The sequence below is a fragment of the Blautia sp. Marseille-P3087 genome, assembly GCF_900120195.1.
Taxonomy (GTDB): Bacteria; Bacillota; Clostridia; order Lachnospirales; family Lachnospiraceae; genus Blautia_A.
The window spans coordinates 651,195-664,145 of sequence record NZ_LT635539.1 but is presented as its reverse complement, the minus strand read 5'-3'; the positions used below and the strand labels follow the sequence as shown (position 1 = coordinate 664,145).

Genomic DNA, 12,951 nt, shown 5'->3' with positions numbered 1-12,951 from the left:
CGTCATATGATTTTTAAAATTTTACAGTAAAAATAGCACTTTTCACTGTGCACTGTCAAGATATTTCTCGAATAAGTACAACAATCCATGGATTTTGTACATCACACCGGTTGCCTGCAAAAAAATCCATAACAGTGTGAGTATATTCATTATTCAACTGACGGCAAAATTGATAGCTGAGCTGTTTTTTGCCGTCAAAAAAGAAATCATGCAATGAGGACAATGTGATTCTGGCGCGATACCGCTCTTCATCATCCGGATGGATCAGCTTTTCATTTAATATGCGACGGTTGTATGATTCAAAATCATGTTCCATTTCAAGTCCACATCCATGGAGCCGGTAATCTCTTTTTAAAATTTCGTATTCACCGTTATTCAGATTTAATCTGGCGAGAACAAGTGAATTTTCTGCAAGAATCTTGAAAATAGAATGCGTAACTGATGCTTCATGAAACGCATCCGCGGTATTTCGAGAATCAGCCGGATCCTGTTTGCATACGTGATGGTACTTCTCGTGAGGAACTGTGGTTAGAAGATCCTCTGCATCGCTGATCGGCATTGGTTTGTAGAAATAATATCCCTGCGCATAGATACAATTCATAGAACGCAGCATTTTAATCTGTTCAGGGCTTTCTACACCTTCTGCAATAATCGGCAGGTTGAGTTTATGTGCCATATTGACAATAGAATCGATGATCTGAATTCCCCTTTGGCAGTTTTCCGGATTCATTTCGATGAACTTCATATCAAGTTTCAAAATATCAACATTTGTGTCTTTTAACATGTTAAGAGAAGAGTAGCCACTTCCGAAATCATCCATCAGAACGCAGAAACCGTGTTGATGAAGCTGATCGATGGTTTCTCTTACAATGATATTGTTTTCTGAAAAGGCCGTCTCTGTAATTTCAACAAGCAGCATCTCAGGAGAAAGGTCGTATTTTGTGATGAGATCCTGCAGGTATTCAGGAACATTGATCGTTTCGATATCAGTAACAGATACATTGATTGAAATAGGAACAACATAAAGGTGATCATGTTTCCAGTAGGAAAGCGTCTGGCACACGGCATCCCAGATATATGTATCAAGTGAAGTGATCATGCCGTTATTTTCAAGAAACGGGATGAACTCACCGGGGGCAACAAAACCACGAACCGGACTGATCCAGCGAGAGAGTGCCTCCATACTGACGATAGCACCTGTTTCGCTGTTGCATTTTGGTTGGAGATAAAAGGTGAATTCTTTATTTTCCAGACCGACTGTTACATCGTGGATCATCTGCTGTTCCTTTTCGAGCTGATTTATGATTTCATCAGTGAAATAAGAAATACGTTTATTAAAATTGCCTTTTATATCAGAACCTGCGAGCTGTGCATTGTTGCACATCGTTGCAACATCCGGACGATCATCAGGGATAGAATAGATGCCAATGATAGGCAGAAATCCCTCGTTCTGGCTGTGGATGCCGATATAGCTCCGGATCGTTTTATAAATCAGGTTGATAAGCTGGTCATCGTCCGGAATACACATGAAGAAATGATCTCCCCCAAAATAACCGGCGAGATAGCCTTTCATCTGCTGAATACGAAGCAGATACTGACTGATATTGGTAAGCAGGATATCTCCGGCTTCCTGACCGTACCAGTTATTAAATAATTTGAATCGTTCAATATCAATAGATATGATACACCAGTCAGACAGTGCATGGCTTTTAAGGAAATCGTTTACGTTCTCGAGAAACTCTGAGCGGCTGTACAGCACATTTGTTATACTCATAAAAATACGCCCTTTTACTCTAATATTAAGAATAATTATACCATTATATGAGAGTATATTCAACAGAATGGTGGATAAATTGTAATAATTCTGATATAGTAATATCGAATAAATCCGAAAGAAAACGAAAACGATAGAAAGAAGGAATCAAAATGAGTACAAAAGCAGAACAGGCAATCACATTTCATGACAAAGGATACAATTGTGCACAGGCAGTTGCATGTTCATTCTGTAAAGAATTCGGAGTGGACGAGGAAGAGATGTTCCGTATTGCAGAAGGATTCGGACTTGGCATGGGAATGATGGAGGTGTGCGGCGCACTTTCCGGAATGATGATGATCATTGGTCTGCAGAACAGTGTGGGCAATCCGGAAAAAGGAAAAATGACGAAAGGCGATACCTACAAAAAAGTCAGAGAGTATGCTGCAAAATTTAAAGAGCAGAACGGCTCATATCTCTGTAAAGAATTAAAAGGCGTAGAGACAGGTAAAGTCCTCAGAAGTTGTCCGGACTGTATCCGTGATGCAGTAGCACTCACAGAAGAATATCTGGCTGCACAGAAAAATAAAGAAGAATGACGACAGTAGTCCTTCAGTCAAATAAATAAAACCCAAAAAGAAAACCCGTCGGGGCGGATGGCATAAAACCAACTGCTCTGACGGGTTTTGTAATATATAAAATTATTCAGATACTTTTACGAACTGACTGTTGTACAGATTCTGGTAGAATCCGCCTTTTGCCATAAGGTTGTCATGAGAACCCTGTTCGATGATACTTCCGTCTTTCATAACAAGAATTTCATCGGCATTGCGGATTGTGGAGAGACGATGTGCAACGATAAAACTGGTACGTCCTTCCATAAGACGGTCAAATGCCTCCTGGACCATAAGCTCTGTTCTGGTATCGATGCTTGAGGTCGCTTCGTCCAGAATCAGCATAGGCGGCAGACACAGCATAACACGTGTGATACAGAGAAGCTGTTTTTCGCCCTGGCTTAAGCTGTCCTCTTTTAACTGAGAATCCAGCCCATTTGGAAGTCGGCGGATAAATTCCCAACTGTGGGAACGTTTTGCTGCTTCAATGATCTCTCCATCGGTAGCATCAGGTTTTCCGATATTAATATTGTCACGGACAGTTCCGTTCTTGATCCATGTATCCTGAAGTACCATACCGAAACTGCTCCTCAGGGAGTGGCGGGAAATTTCATTGATCGGGTGTCCGTCAATGGAAATGGTGCCACCGGTCACATCGTAGAAACGCATCAGCAGGTTGATAAAGGTGGTCTTTCCACAGCCGGTCGGACCGACGATCGCGATACGTTTGCCCGGTTCTGCATGGAGATTGAAGTTTTCTATCAGCTTTTTATCAGTAACATAGCGGAAGCTGACATGATCAATCTTGACCTCGCCTTTTGCATCAGTAAGGGCTTCTTTCGGATCTGCACTTTCCGGAGATTCTTCAAGAAGTGCAAAGATTCTGGTCGCACATGCAAGTGCGTTCTGAAGTTCTGTGATAACAGAACTGATGTCGTTGAACGGTTTCATGTACTGGTTTGCGTAGGAAAGCAATACAGAGAGACCGCCGACAGTAAGTGCACCGCCCGGAATCATAAATGCACCGACAAGTGCAACACCTGCGTAAATAACATTGTTTACGAAACGGGTGGACGGATTGGTCAGACTGCTGTAGAAGACGGCTTTTTGGCTGTATTCTTTCAACTCATTGTTAATTTCTGCAAAACGTGCGGAAGATTTATCTTCATACCCAAAAGCCTGTACGATCTTCTGGTTACCGATCATTTCTTCAATAAGGGCTGTCTGACGGCCACGTGCATCGCTCTGTTTCCGGAACATATGGAAAGAGCGGGAAGAAATGAATCTTGCTACAAAGAAACTGACCGGGGTGAGGATAATGACCATCAGGGTGATCCGGATGTTTTTGGAAAACATAAAGATCAGAGTTCCGATGATGGTTACAATTCCGGAAAACAACTGTGTAAATCCGAGAAGAAGACCATCGGAAAGGATATCGGTATCGGCGATGATACGGCTGATGATGTCACCGGTGCTGTGGCTGTCCAGATAGGAGAGCGGCAGTACCTGAATCTGACGGATCGCTTTTGCGCGGATATCCTGTACTGTACGGAAAGTCATGCGGTTGTTGATGATGTTCATGATCCAGGTAGCGACACTGGAGATGATGACCATGACAAGAATTCTTGTCAGATAGTACCACATCATACTGAAGTTTACGTCGTGTTCGGCAACGACCTGATCGATCGCGTTACCAAAAAGTACCGGCACGTATAATTGAAGAATAACGGATACAGCTGCCAGAATAATGCTTAAGATCAGGAGAAAACGGTATTTTCCGATGAAACGGAGTACTTTCCAGAGAGTCTCCATACTGCTTGCATTTGCTGTATCATTTGTTGTTTTGTTCATGATACCACCTCCATAGTTCCACCGGATACGGCAGTATTTGATGAAGTATATTTCGCCCGTTCTTCCGGAAACTGGGAGAAATAGATCTCACGGTAAATGTCACAGGTACGGATCAGGTCATCATGAATGCCCTTGCCGACAAGTTCACCGTCATTCAGAACAAGGATCAGATCGGCCTGACGGATACTTGCGGCACGCTGTGAGACGAGGAAAGTGGTAATATTTCCGCTTAACTGATGAAGAGATTTACGAAGTGCGGCATCTGTGGCAAAGTCAAGTGCGCTTGCACTGTCATCAAGGATCAGAAATTCAGGTTTCTTAACGACAGCACGGGCAATTGTCAGTCGCTGACGCTGACCTCCGGAAAGATTTCGTCCATTCTGTTCCAGCTTGAAATTAAGCTGACCGTCTTTTCCCTCAACGATTTCACGTGCCTGGGCAGTGGTCAGTGCATCCCAGATTTCTTCATCGGTTGCATCTTCGCGCCCCCATTTCATATTTTCGCGGATCGTCCCCTTAAAAAGTGCTGCACGTTGCGGTACAACACCGATTTTTTCACGAAGATCATGCTGGCTGTAGGTTCGGATATCCTGCCCATTTATCATAATCGTTCCCTTTGTGGCATCGTAAAAACGTGCGATCAGGTTGACGAGAGTGGATTTACCACTGCCGGTACCACCGATGATTCCGACAGTCTGGCCTTTCTTTACAGAAAAGCAGATATCAGAAAGACTTGGTGCGCCTGTGCCTGCATAGGCAAAGGTAACATCCTGAAATTCTACGGCATTTTCAGCGGCTGCGGAAGCAGAAGCGGTGTTATCCGGATAATCCATGGAAGTTTTTACTTTAAGGATGTCGGCAACACGGTTTGCACATGCGGCAGATTTGTTCAGAGTAATGATCAGAGATGCAAGTTTGATGAGCTCAATGATCATTTGTGCCATGTAATTGTAAAGCGCAACAACTTCACCCTGCTGCATGTTACCTAAGTTTACCTGAAGTCCTGCATTATTGATCAGGATAACGGTAGCAATGTTGATGAGCACATAGGTGACCGGATTGAGGAGAGCGGAAAGCTTTCCGACAAATTCATTTAATTTTGTAAGTGCGGTATTGCTCTCGTCAAATTCACGGACTGCTTCTTCTTCACGGCAGAAAGCACGAATGACACGTACACCGGTCAGGTTTTCTCTGGTGAGACCGGTAACTGTATCAAGGCGTCTCTGTACCTTACCAAAAAGTGGGATGCTGAGATACATGATAACAAATACCACAAGGAAAAGTACCGGAATGGCAACAGCAAAAATCAGGGCACAGCGAGTATTGATCGTGAATGCCATGACCATGGAACCAAGCACAATAAAAGGACTTCGAAGAAGAAGGCGAAGTCCCATGTTTACGCCATTCTGTACCTGGTTGATATCGTCGGTGAGACGGGTGATCAGTGTATCGGTTCCCAGAGTATCAAGTTCTGTATAGGAAAGCTTCTGAATATGGTCATAAACAGCCTGCCTCAGTTCTGTGGCAAATCCTACACTGGCTTTCGCTGCAAAAAACTGGGCAGTGATACTGACTGTAAGTCCGGCGGCTGCCATAAGCACAAGGATAAAAAATCGTTCAATGATGTATAAACGGTCATTTCCTGTGATACCCACATCAATGATCTGGGCAATTACTACCGGAACAAGCAGATCGAACACAACTTCCAGAAATTTGAAGAAAGGTGCAAGAATGCTTTCTTTCTTATAGTTTTTTAGATAGATTGCGAGAGATCGCATTTTCTGTTCCTCCGTTTTTCTTGATGATTGACAAGCACTATTATAGTCCTGTATCATAAGTCATGCAAGTAATATAGGAACAGTATAGGAAGAAAGAGGAAAATCTATGCGACGTGAAGTAACGCTGGAAGAAATTTCAGATGGAAAATTATATGATGCAAATGATATGGTAAAAGCGGACTGTCAGGACTGTAAAGGCTGCTGCGACTGCTGTAAGGGGATGGGGGATTCTGTGCTTCTGGACCCCTATGATGTCTGCCGATTGAGCCGGGGACTTCAGAGAACTCCCGAAGATCTGATTGGTAATGTGCTGGAACTTGGAATTTCGGATGGAAACATTCTTCCGCATCTTGCAATGAAAGGAGCAGAAGAACGTTGTGTATTTCTAAACGAAGAAGGAAGATGCGTGGTCCATGCAATTCGTCCGGGATTCTGCCGTTTGTTCCCACTCGGAAGATATTATTCGGAAGAGGGGTTTAAATATATTTTGCAGATCCATGAATGTACGAAGAAAAACCGTTCAAAGATCAAAGTAAAAAAATGGCTAGATACACCGAATTTGAAACAATATGAAAAATTTATATGGGAGTGGCATCAGTTTCTTCTTGATGTGCAGGAGGTTTTTTATCAGACAGAAGATGCAGATCTTATTAAGAATCTGAATATGTATGTACTCAGTCGCTTCTATTATAAAGAGTACGATGAGAAAAAAGATTTCTACGAACAGTTTTATGAACGTCTTGAAGAAGCAAAAAAACTTCTGAGTCTTGGTGTATGACCGGGACTCAGAAGTTTTGACATTTTTAATTGCTTTTTGAAAGAAGCTCATTAAGAAGCTGATGGATGGTTTTGTTCAGAACCGGATGGCGGTAATACGGAGCAATCTCATCCAGCGGTTTCAGCACAAAATCGCGGTTTTCCATATCAATATGAGGAATATGGAGATTCGGGGTATCAATGATTTCATTGTCATAAAACAGAATGTCCAGATCAAGGGTACGAGGCCCCCAGTGGATGATGCGTTCTCTGTTGGCGGCAGCCTCCAGTTCGTGAAGACGGTCAAGCAGTTCTTCTGGAGTCAGAAGCGTGCGGAGACGGAGCACACCATTGAGAAATTCATCCTGTTCTACACCTCCATAGGGTTCTGTGACAAGATATTCTGATACGGCCTCGACTTCACAGTCGGGAGTGTTCCGAAGGCCCTGAATGCCATCATCGATATATTTCTTTTTATCTCCGAGGTTAGAACCAAAAGCAACATAAGCGGTGTGCCATCCACGCGTGATTTCTACTGCAACTGTATCCAGTGGAAGTCCGACCGGTGCCCATGGCTTTTCAATACGCAGAGTAATTGCATTCATCAGTGGAAATTCATGCAAAAGCATCTGACAGAGGTTTTCAGCAAGAGTTTCCAGAAGCTTGTAGGTATGCTCTTTGGTGAACTTTGTGATCATCTGGCTGACTTCTCCATAGTGAATCGAAGCAGTCAGCTCATCTGTCAGACCGGCTTTACGTGTACTGGTATAAAGTTTGGCTGATACGACGAATTTCTGACCGAGTACATTTTCCTCCGGAAAAACTCCGTGGTTAGCAAAAATCTCAAGGTTTTTAATCTCAATAATATCCATTTATTTTTAATCCTTTTAATTATCTCTTTATTTGATGTTTCTGCCGAGAATCGCTTCGGTCATCAGTACAGCACGTCTGTTTTCTTTTACATCATGAACACGTACAAAAGCACAGCCTTTCATAACTCCAATGACAGAAGTGGCAATTGTTCCCTCGACACGCTGGTCAACTGGGAGATCGAGTGTAAGACCGATCATGGATTTACGGGAAGTGCCGAGAAGTACCGGGAATCCGAGATGCTGAAAAAGCTCCAGATGGTTCATGGTTTCAAGGTTCATTTCATATGTTTTTCCAAATCCTACACCCGGGTCAAGAATAATACGTTCATCTTTGATGCCTGCCTTGCGCGCGATATTTACGCATTCCTGCGTTTCGGTAAGCATGTCGGTGAGAAAATTGTTGTATTCTGTGTTGGCCTTGTTGTGCATCAGGCAGCAGGCTACATCGTGTTTGGCTATTACACCTGCCATTTTCGGATCATATTTCAGTCCCCATACATCATTGACAAGATCAGCGCCTGCCTGTACGGCAACGTCAGCAACACTTCCTTTATATGTATCTACAGAAATCGGAACATCAAAATGTTTGCGAAGCGCCTCAATGATCGGAACGACACGGGCCGCCTCTTCTTCGGCGCTTACCGGAGTATGTCCCGGTCGGGTGGATTCTCCGCCGACATCCAGAATATCAGCACCCTCGGCAATCATTGTCTCAGCATGCTTCAGAGCATGATCCATAGAGTCCCATTTACCGCCATCAGAGAAAGAATCCGGTGTGACATTCAGGATTCCCATAATATAGGTTCTGTTTTTTACGTCAAATTCACGATTTCCAATTTTCATTTTAAAGATTCTCCTTTTAATATTGAATCGTCATATTTTTTTTCTCAGGAGCCCAGTAGCATTCTTTCTCAGCAGGACACAGGAAACAATTACGTGATTTTTTGTCTGCTTCATAAATAAGCCGGCTGAGTACCGGGAGATTTTCGTTAGAGGAACGATGTTCTCCAATGGCATTCAGGATCTGGCTTTTTTCCTCTTCTGTAAAGTTCAGATCAGATAAAATCTGTCCTGCTATAGAGACACCTGCCTCATCGTGCGGAATACCATTTGTGTACTGCTCGGCACGGCCAATGTCATGGAGAAGGGCAGTGCAGTAGATCAGCTCACGGGAACAGTCAAGATTTCGCTCCAGCGCAAAAATGTAAGTCAGTCTTGCCACATCAAGAAAATGCTCCGGGGTGTGGCGACAGAAAATGCGGTCAGCCTCCAGCCGGGTAAGCGCAGTCAGGTGTTTTTGATAAAGCGGATGCTGCCAGATGGCCTGAACTCTTGTCATATCAGCAGACATCAGTCTTTTACCATAGAGAGAAACTGTTTCTGAAGTTCACGGTCTGTCTTAAAGTCCCCTCGTGTTACTGTGGTGATGGTCTTGCTGCCCGGTTTTTTGATGCCACGCATCGTCATACAGGTATGTTCTGCTTCAAGCATGACCATAACGCCCCTGGGATTCAGCGCACGCTCGAGTGCATCGGCAATCTGTACAGTCAGACGCTCCTGAATCTGCGGCCTTCTTGCATAAACATCTACGGTACGGGCAAGTTTGCTGAGCCCGGTAACTCTGCCGTTGGGTATGTAAGCAATGTGAGCTTTTCCGTAAAATGGCATCAGATGATGCTCACACATGGAATAGAATGTGATGTCTTTTTCCAGGACCATTTCGTTATTTTCTACTTTAAATTGTTTGGCGAGGTGCTGATCTGCTTCCTCATCCAGACCACCGTAGATTTCCATGCACATACGTGCAATGCGGTCCGGGGTATCTTTCAGTCCTTCACGTTCTGTATCTTCACCGATTCCTTCAAGGAGAAGTCGGATTGCCTGTTCTACTTTTTGTTTGTCTACCATAAAAAAACAACCTCCTATTATAATGATATTGTGTATCGTGGAGATTGTCTGCTTTTTGTCAATGTATTTGTAAAATAAAACAAAAAAAGATATCTCCAATTGTGATAGAACGTATGTCGAAAAACGTATCCCTACACAATATGAGATAGCCTCTTATATTGTCGCAACGGGTGCGGATCCTATACCGTAAGACGGACTTTTCGTTTCGGCGACAACTCCCCATTCGCTGAACACTTGACGCATAAGATCCTATTTTGCATATCATTCATTTCCCGTACAGTATAGCATAGATGTATTTGATAGAAAAGGGGTAATTTGTTGAAAAAAATATTCAGGTTGAATAATTATTGACGTGAAATGAGAGATATGATAGCATAAAGCTATCTATAGAAGAAAAGCAAAGAAACAGATAAAAATTTCACAGATTACGGATCAATCAGGGATAACGACTGTGTGCATGAAAATACGCACACTCGTTGTCTCTTTTTTTATTTTATCCGCGATTTGATGACAGGGAGGACGCTATGTATTTAATGATCGACAACTATGATTCATTTGTCTATAACCTGAAGGCTTACTTTGAGGAGCTTGGAAGGGAGATTGTTGTAAAAAGAAGCGATCAGATCACCGTGGATGAAATAGAAAAAATGCAGCCACAGGGAATCATTCTGTCCCCCGGACCGAAACGTCCGTGGGATGCAGAAGTCTGTGTACAGACTGTGGAACGTTTGCGGGGAAAAATCCCGATTCTTGGCGTCTGTCTCGGACATCAGGTACTTGGATACTGTTGTGGCGCAACGGTAAAAAAAGGTGAGCGGCCGATGCATGGAAAGGTGACGGATATCACAAATATGGGAACCGGTGTTTTTGAAGGACTTCCGAAAAAGTTCAAAGTAACGCGTTATCATTCGCTGATTGTAAAAGAGAACAGCATTCCGGCGGATTACCATATCGACGCTGTGTCAGAGGATGGTGCGGTGATGGGGCTTTCACATAAGAACCTTCCGTTGTATGGAGTTCAGTTTCATCCAGAGGCAGTGCTGACAGAGTATGGGCATGAATTGCTTGAAAATTTCTGCCGAATTGCGGAATGTACACATTAACTAAAACGATATAGTACAAACCGTACGAAAAAAAGATAAAGGAAATGTCCGTCATAATGGACAGAGGAAAGAAAACGATGTATAATAAAACCCGTATTATAAAAGAAATGAAGCCTGCCAGAAATGCAGCAGAGCTTTATAGATATTTTGCAGGAGAGGAAGACAGTGCATTCCTGGATTCTTCTCTGGTTAACCGGCTTGGACGTTATTCAATCATAGGTGCTGTGCCATATCTGAAACTGGTGAAGGATGAGAATAGCTTCTATATTAATGGAGAGAAAGAAACAACATATTCTTTTGAAGAATACCTGAAAAAGTATCTGGCAGAACACAAAGACAAAAATAATACAGAGCTTCCGATAATTTCCGGTGCAATAGGATATTTTTCCTATGAATATGGAAGAAAATTGATGGAAGTGGATTCTGCGAAAGAGAATCTTGTCTCGATTCCGGATGCGGTACTTGTCTTTTATGATTTCTTTATTATAGAGGACAGGCAGGAACAGCGTACATATTTGATTGCGAATGGCAACACGAGGGAAGCTGCGAAACTGCTGGATGAGATGGAGACCCGGATAAACGGGAAACCGGTGTATATGCAGAAAGAGTCAGATACAGAATATCCGATCGAAGTGCGACCGAATTTTGCGAAGGACGAATACAAGCAGGCAGTAGATCGTATGATCCGTTATATTATAGAGGGAGATATCTACATTGCCAATATGACACAGCAGCTCACTGTGAAAAGTGATAAAGTACCGTTGGATGTGTTTTATGATCTTCGGAAAAATAATCCGTCTACGTTTGGCGGCTATTTTGATTATGGGGATTTTCAGATCGTGTGTGCGTCACCGGAACGTTTTCTTAAAATGCAGAAGGGGCATGTAAATACACGACCGATCAAAGGCACACGTAAGCGCGGGGAGACACCGGAAGAAGATCTGCTCATGCGGACAGAACTTGAAAATTCCGAGAAGGACAAAAGTGAACTCCTGATGATCGTGGATCTCGAACGTAATGATCTGAACAGAGTATGCCGTCCGGGAAGCGTTAAGGTGACTGAGCTTTTTACAGTAGAAGAATATGCAACGGTATTCCATCTGGTTTCGGATATTGAGGGAAATCTGGAAGAAGGAAAAACGGTCATGGATCTTCTTGAGGCAGCTTTTCCTGGAGGGTCGATTACGGGAGCACCGAAGTATCGTGCAATGGAAATCATTGATGAGCTGGAAAATAATAAACGAAATCTTTACACAGGATCTATCGGTTATTTGACACTGGATGGTGACTGTGATTTTAATATTGTGATCAGGACTGCGTTGCATAAAGATGGAAAATATTATCTGGGTGTGGGCGGCGGTATTACCGCAGAGTCCGATCTGGAATTTGAATATGAAGAAACACTTCAGAAAGCGAAGGCGGTTCTTCAGGCTATGAAATAAGTAATTGGAGAGTAAAGTATGGATATCAGGTTAGATGAAGGTTTTCTGTTCGGGATGGGTGCGTTTGAAACGATTGCTGTCGAAAAGGGAAAGCCAATACTGCTTGAAAAACATCTGGAAAGACTGGAACAGGCAGCAGATTTTTTTAAACTTGGCTCGTGCAGTGAACGTGGACTTTCAAGGGAAAGGGTGTTGTCGTATCTTGCAGGTCAGGGTTCTAAGTTCACAGATCATGGTGTATTAAAAATTGTCTGTTCAGCCGAAAACTTATTTTTCCAGATGAGAACGAATACATATTCTGAAGAGGATTATGCAAAAGGCTTTGTGGCAGACATCAGTAAAGTGCGCAGAAATGAGACATCTCCGCTGGTTTATCACAAGACCTTGAATTATGGTGACTGTATCCTTGAAAAAAGAGCTGCAGCGGCAGCCGGTATCAATGAGAAGGTCTTTGTCAATACAAAAGGCCAGATCAGCGAGGGAACAGTCAGCAATATTTTCTTTGTGCGCAAAAATATGATCTATACACCGCAGCTGTCCTGTGGATTATTGCCGGGAATTCTGCGAGAATACGTAATGTCAAAATTCAGCGTGGTGGAGACAATCATCTATCCGGATGAACTGATGTATTATGAAGAATGCTTTGTTACGAATTCTCTGATGGGAGTCATGCCGGTAAAACAGCTTGGAAATATCTGCTTTCCGCATCGAACCAGAGCAGAGGAAGTAAGAACAATATACGAAAGCGAAAAAATGTCCTTATAATGGGACATTTTTTTTACTTTATAGGAAAGATGGTTGTAAATTGTGTCCAAAAAGACACAAAAAAGCTGTTGACTTTCCGCATGATGATTTGTATAATGTCAAAAGTTAG

At 42.9% G+C, this 12,951-nt stretch carries 12 protein-coding genes and 1 riboswitch; of the genes, 5 read left to right on the top strand and 7 right to left on the bottom strand.

Going from position 1 to position 12,951, the window contains the following annotated elements; translation table 11 throughout:
• Positions 1 to 55 precede the first annotated feature (55 nt).
• Positions 56 to 1,774, bottom strand: a complete 1,719-nt coding sequence (locus BQ7344_RS03070) for a putative bifunctional diguanylate cyclase/phosphodiesterase (protein ID WP_072521391.1) — start codon at positions 1,772 to 1,774, stop codon at positions 56 to 58.
• A gap of 152 nt (positions 1,775 to 1,926) precedes the next feature.
• Between BQ7344_RS03070 and BQ7344_RS03065 the strand changes: the two genes are divergently transcribed.
• Positions 1,927 to 2,352 carry a C-GCAxxG-C-C family protein gene (locus BQ7344_RS03065; protein ID WP_072521390.1) on the top strand — a complete coding sequence of 142 codons (426 nt, stop codon included), beginning with the start codon at positions 1,927 to 1,929 and terminating at the stop codon, positions 2,350 to 2,352.
• Positions 2,353 to 2,454: 102 nt separating this feature from the next.
• On the opposite strand, the gene BQ7344_RS03060 is transcribed toward BQ7344_RS03065, so the two are convergent.
• Both BQ7344_RS03060 and BQ7344_RS03055 read right to left on the bottom strand, forming a co-directional pair.
• Entirely contained in the window at positions 2,455 to 4,218 is a 1,764-nt protein-coding gene (locus BQ7344_RS03060; protein WP_072521389.1) for an ABC transporter ATP-binding protein, read from the bottom strand.
• The gene (locus BQ7344_RS03055) at positions 4,215 to 5,996 is read right to left on the bottom strand and encodes an ABC transporter ATP-binding protein (RefSeq protein WP_072521388.1); all 1,782 of its coding nucleotides are present in this window, start codon (positions 5,994 to 5,996) and stop codon (positions 4,215 to 4,217) included. Before BQ7344_RS03055 ends, BQ7344_RS03060 begins: the two co-directional genes overlap by 4 nt.
• 106 nt (positions 5,997 to 6,102) lie before the next feature.
• On the opposite strand from BQ7344_RS03055, the gene BQ7344_RS03050 reads away from it, so the two are divergent.
• Positions 6,103 to 6,774, top strand: a complete 672-nt coding sequence (locus tag BQ7344_RS03050; RefSeq protein WP_072521387.1) for a YkgJ family cysteine cluster protein — start codon at positions 6,103 to 6,105, stop codon at positions 6,772 to 6,774.
• Between the two features lie 25 nt (positions 6,775 to 6,799).
• On the opposite strand, the gene folK is transcribed toward BQ7344_RS03050, so the two are convergent.
• From folK to folE, 4 genes are read right to left on the bottom strand one after another with little or no spacing between them, the layout of a single operon-like run.
• Entirely contained in the window at positions 6,800 to 7,624 is an 825-nt protein-coding gene (gene folK, locus BQ7344_RS03045) for a 2-amino-4-hydroxy-6-hydroxymethyldihydropteridine diphosphokinase (protein WP_072521386.1), read from the bottom strand.
• 27 nt (positions 7,625 to 7,651) lie between these two features.
• Positions 7,652 to 8,467 carry a dihydropteroate synthase gene (folP, locus tag BQ7344_RS03040; RefSeq protein ID WP_015542432.1) on the bottom strand — a complete coding sequence of 272 codons (816 nt, stop codon included), beginning with the start codon at positions 8,465 to 8,467 and terminating at the stop codon, positions 7,652 to 7,654.
• Positions 8,468 to 8,483: 16 nt separating this feature from the next.
• On the bottom strand, positions 8,484 to 8,963 hold the full coding sequence (locus tag BQ7344_RS03035; RefSeq protein WP_072523334.1) for an HD domain-containing protein: 480 nt from the start codon (positions 8,961 to 8,963) through the stop codon (positions 8,484 to 8,486).
• A gap of 11 nt (positions 8,964 to 8,974) precedes the next feature.
• Positions 8,975 to 9,532 carry a GTP cyclohydrolase I FolE gene (gene folE, locus BQ7344_RS03030; protein WP_015542434.1) on the bottom strand — a complete coding sequence of 186 codons (558 nt, stop codon included), beginning with the start codon at positions 9,530 to 9,532 and terminating at the stop codon, positions 8,975 to 8,977.
• A gap of 162 nt (positions 9,533 to 9,694) precedes the next feature.
• A riboswitch (THF riboswitch) is annotated at positions 9,695 to 9,791 on the bottom strand.
• A gap of 265 nt (positions 9,792 to 10,056) precedes the next feature.
• Here folE and BQ7344_RS03025 point away from each other — a divergent pair.
• From BQ7344_RS03025 to BQ7344_RS03015, 3 genes are read left to right on the top strand one after another with little or no spacing between them, the layout of a single operon-like run.
• Positions 10,057 to 10,635 carry an anthranilate synthase component II gene (locus tag BQ7344_RS03025; protein ID WP_072521385.1) on the top strand — a complete coding sequence of 193 codons (579 nt, stop codon included), beginning with the start codon at positions 10,057 to 10,059 and terminating at the stop codon, positions 10,633 to 10,635.
• 56 nt (positions 10,636 to 10,691) lie between these two features.
• The gene (pabB, locus tag BQ7344_RS03020; RefSeq protein WP_235816016.1) at positions 10,692 to 12,077 is read left to right on the top strand and encodes an aminodeoxychorismate synthase component I; all 1,386 of its coding nucleotides are present in this window, start codon (positions 10,692 to 10,694) and stop codon (positions 12,075 to 12,077) included.
• Between the two features lie 18 nt (positions 12,078 to 12,095).
• Positions 12,096 to 12,842: an aminotransferase class IV gene (locus BQ7344_RS03015; RefSeq protein ID WP_072521384.1), complete on the top strand. Its 747-nt coding sequence runs from the start codon at positions 12,096 to 12,098 to the stop codon at positions 12,840 to 12,842.
• Positions 12,843 to 12,951 lie beyond the last annotated feature (109 nt).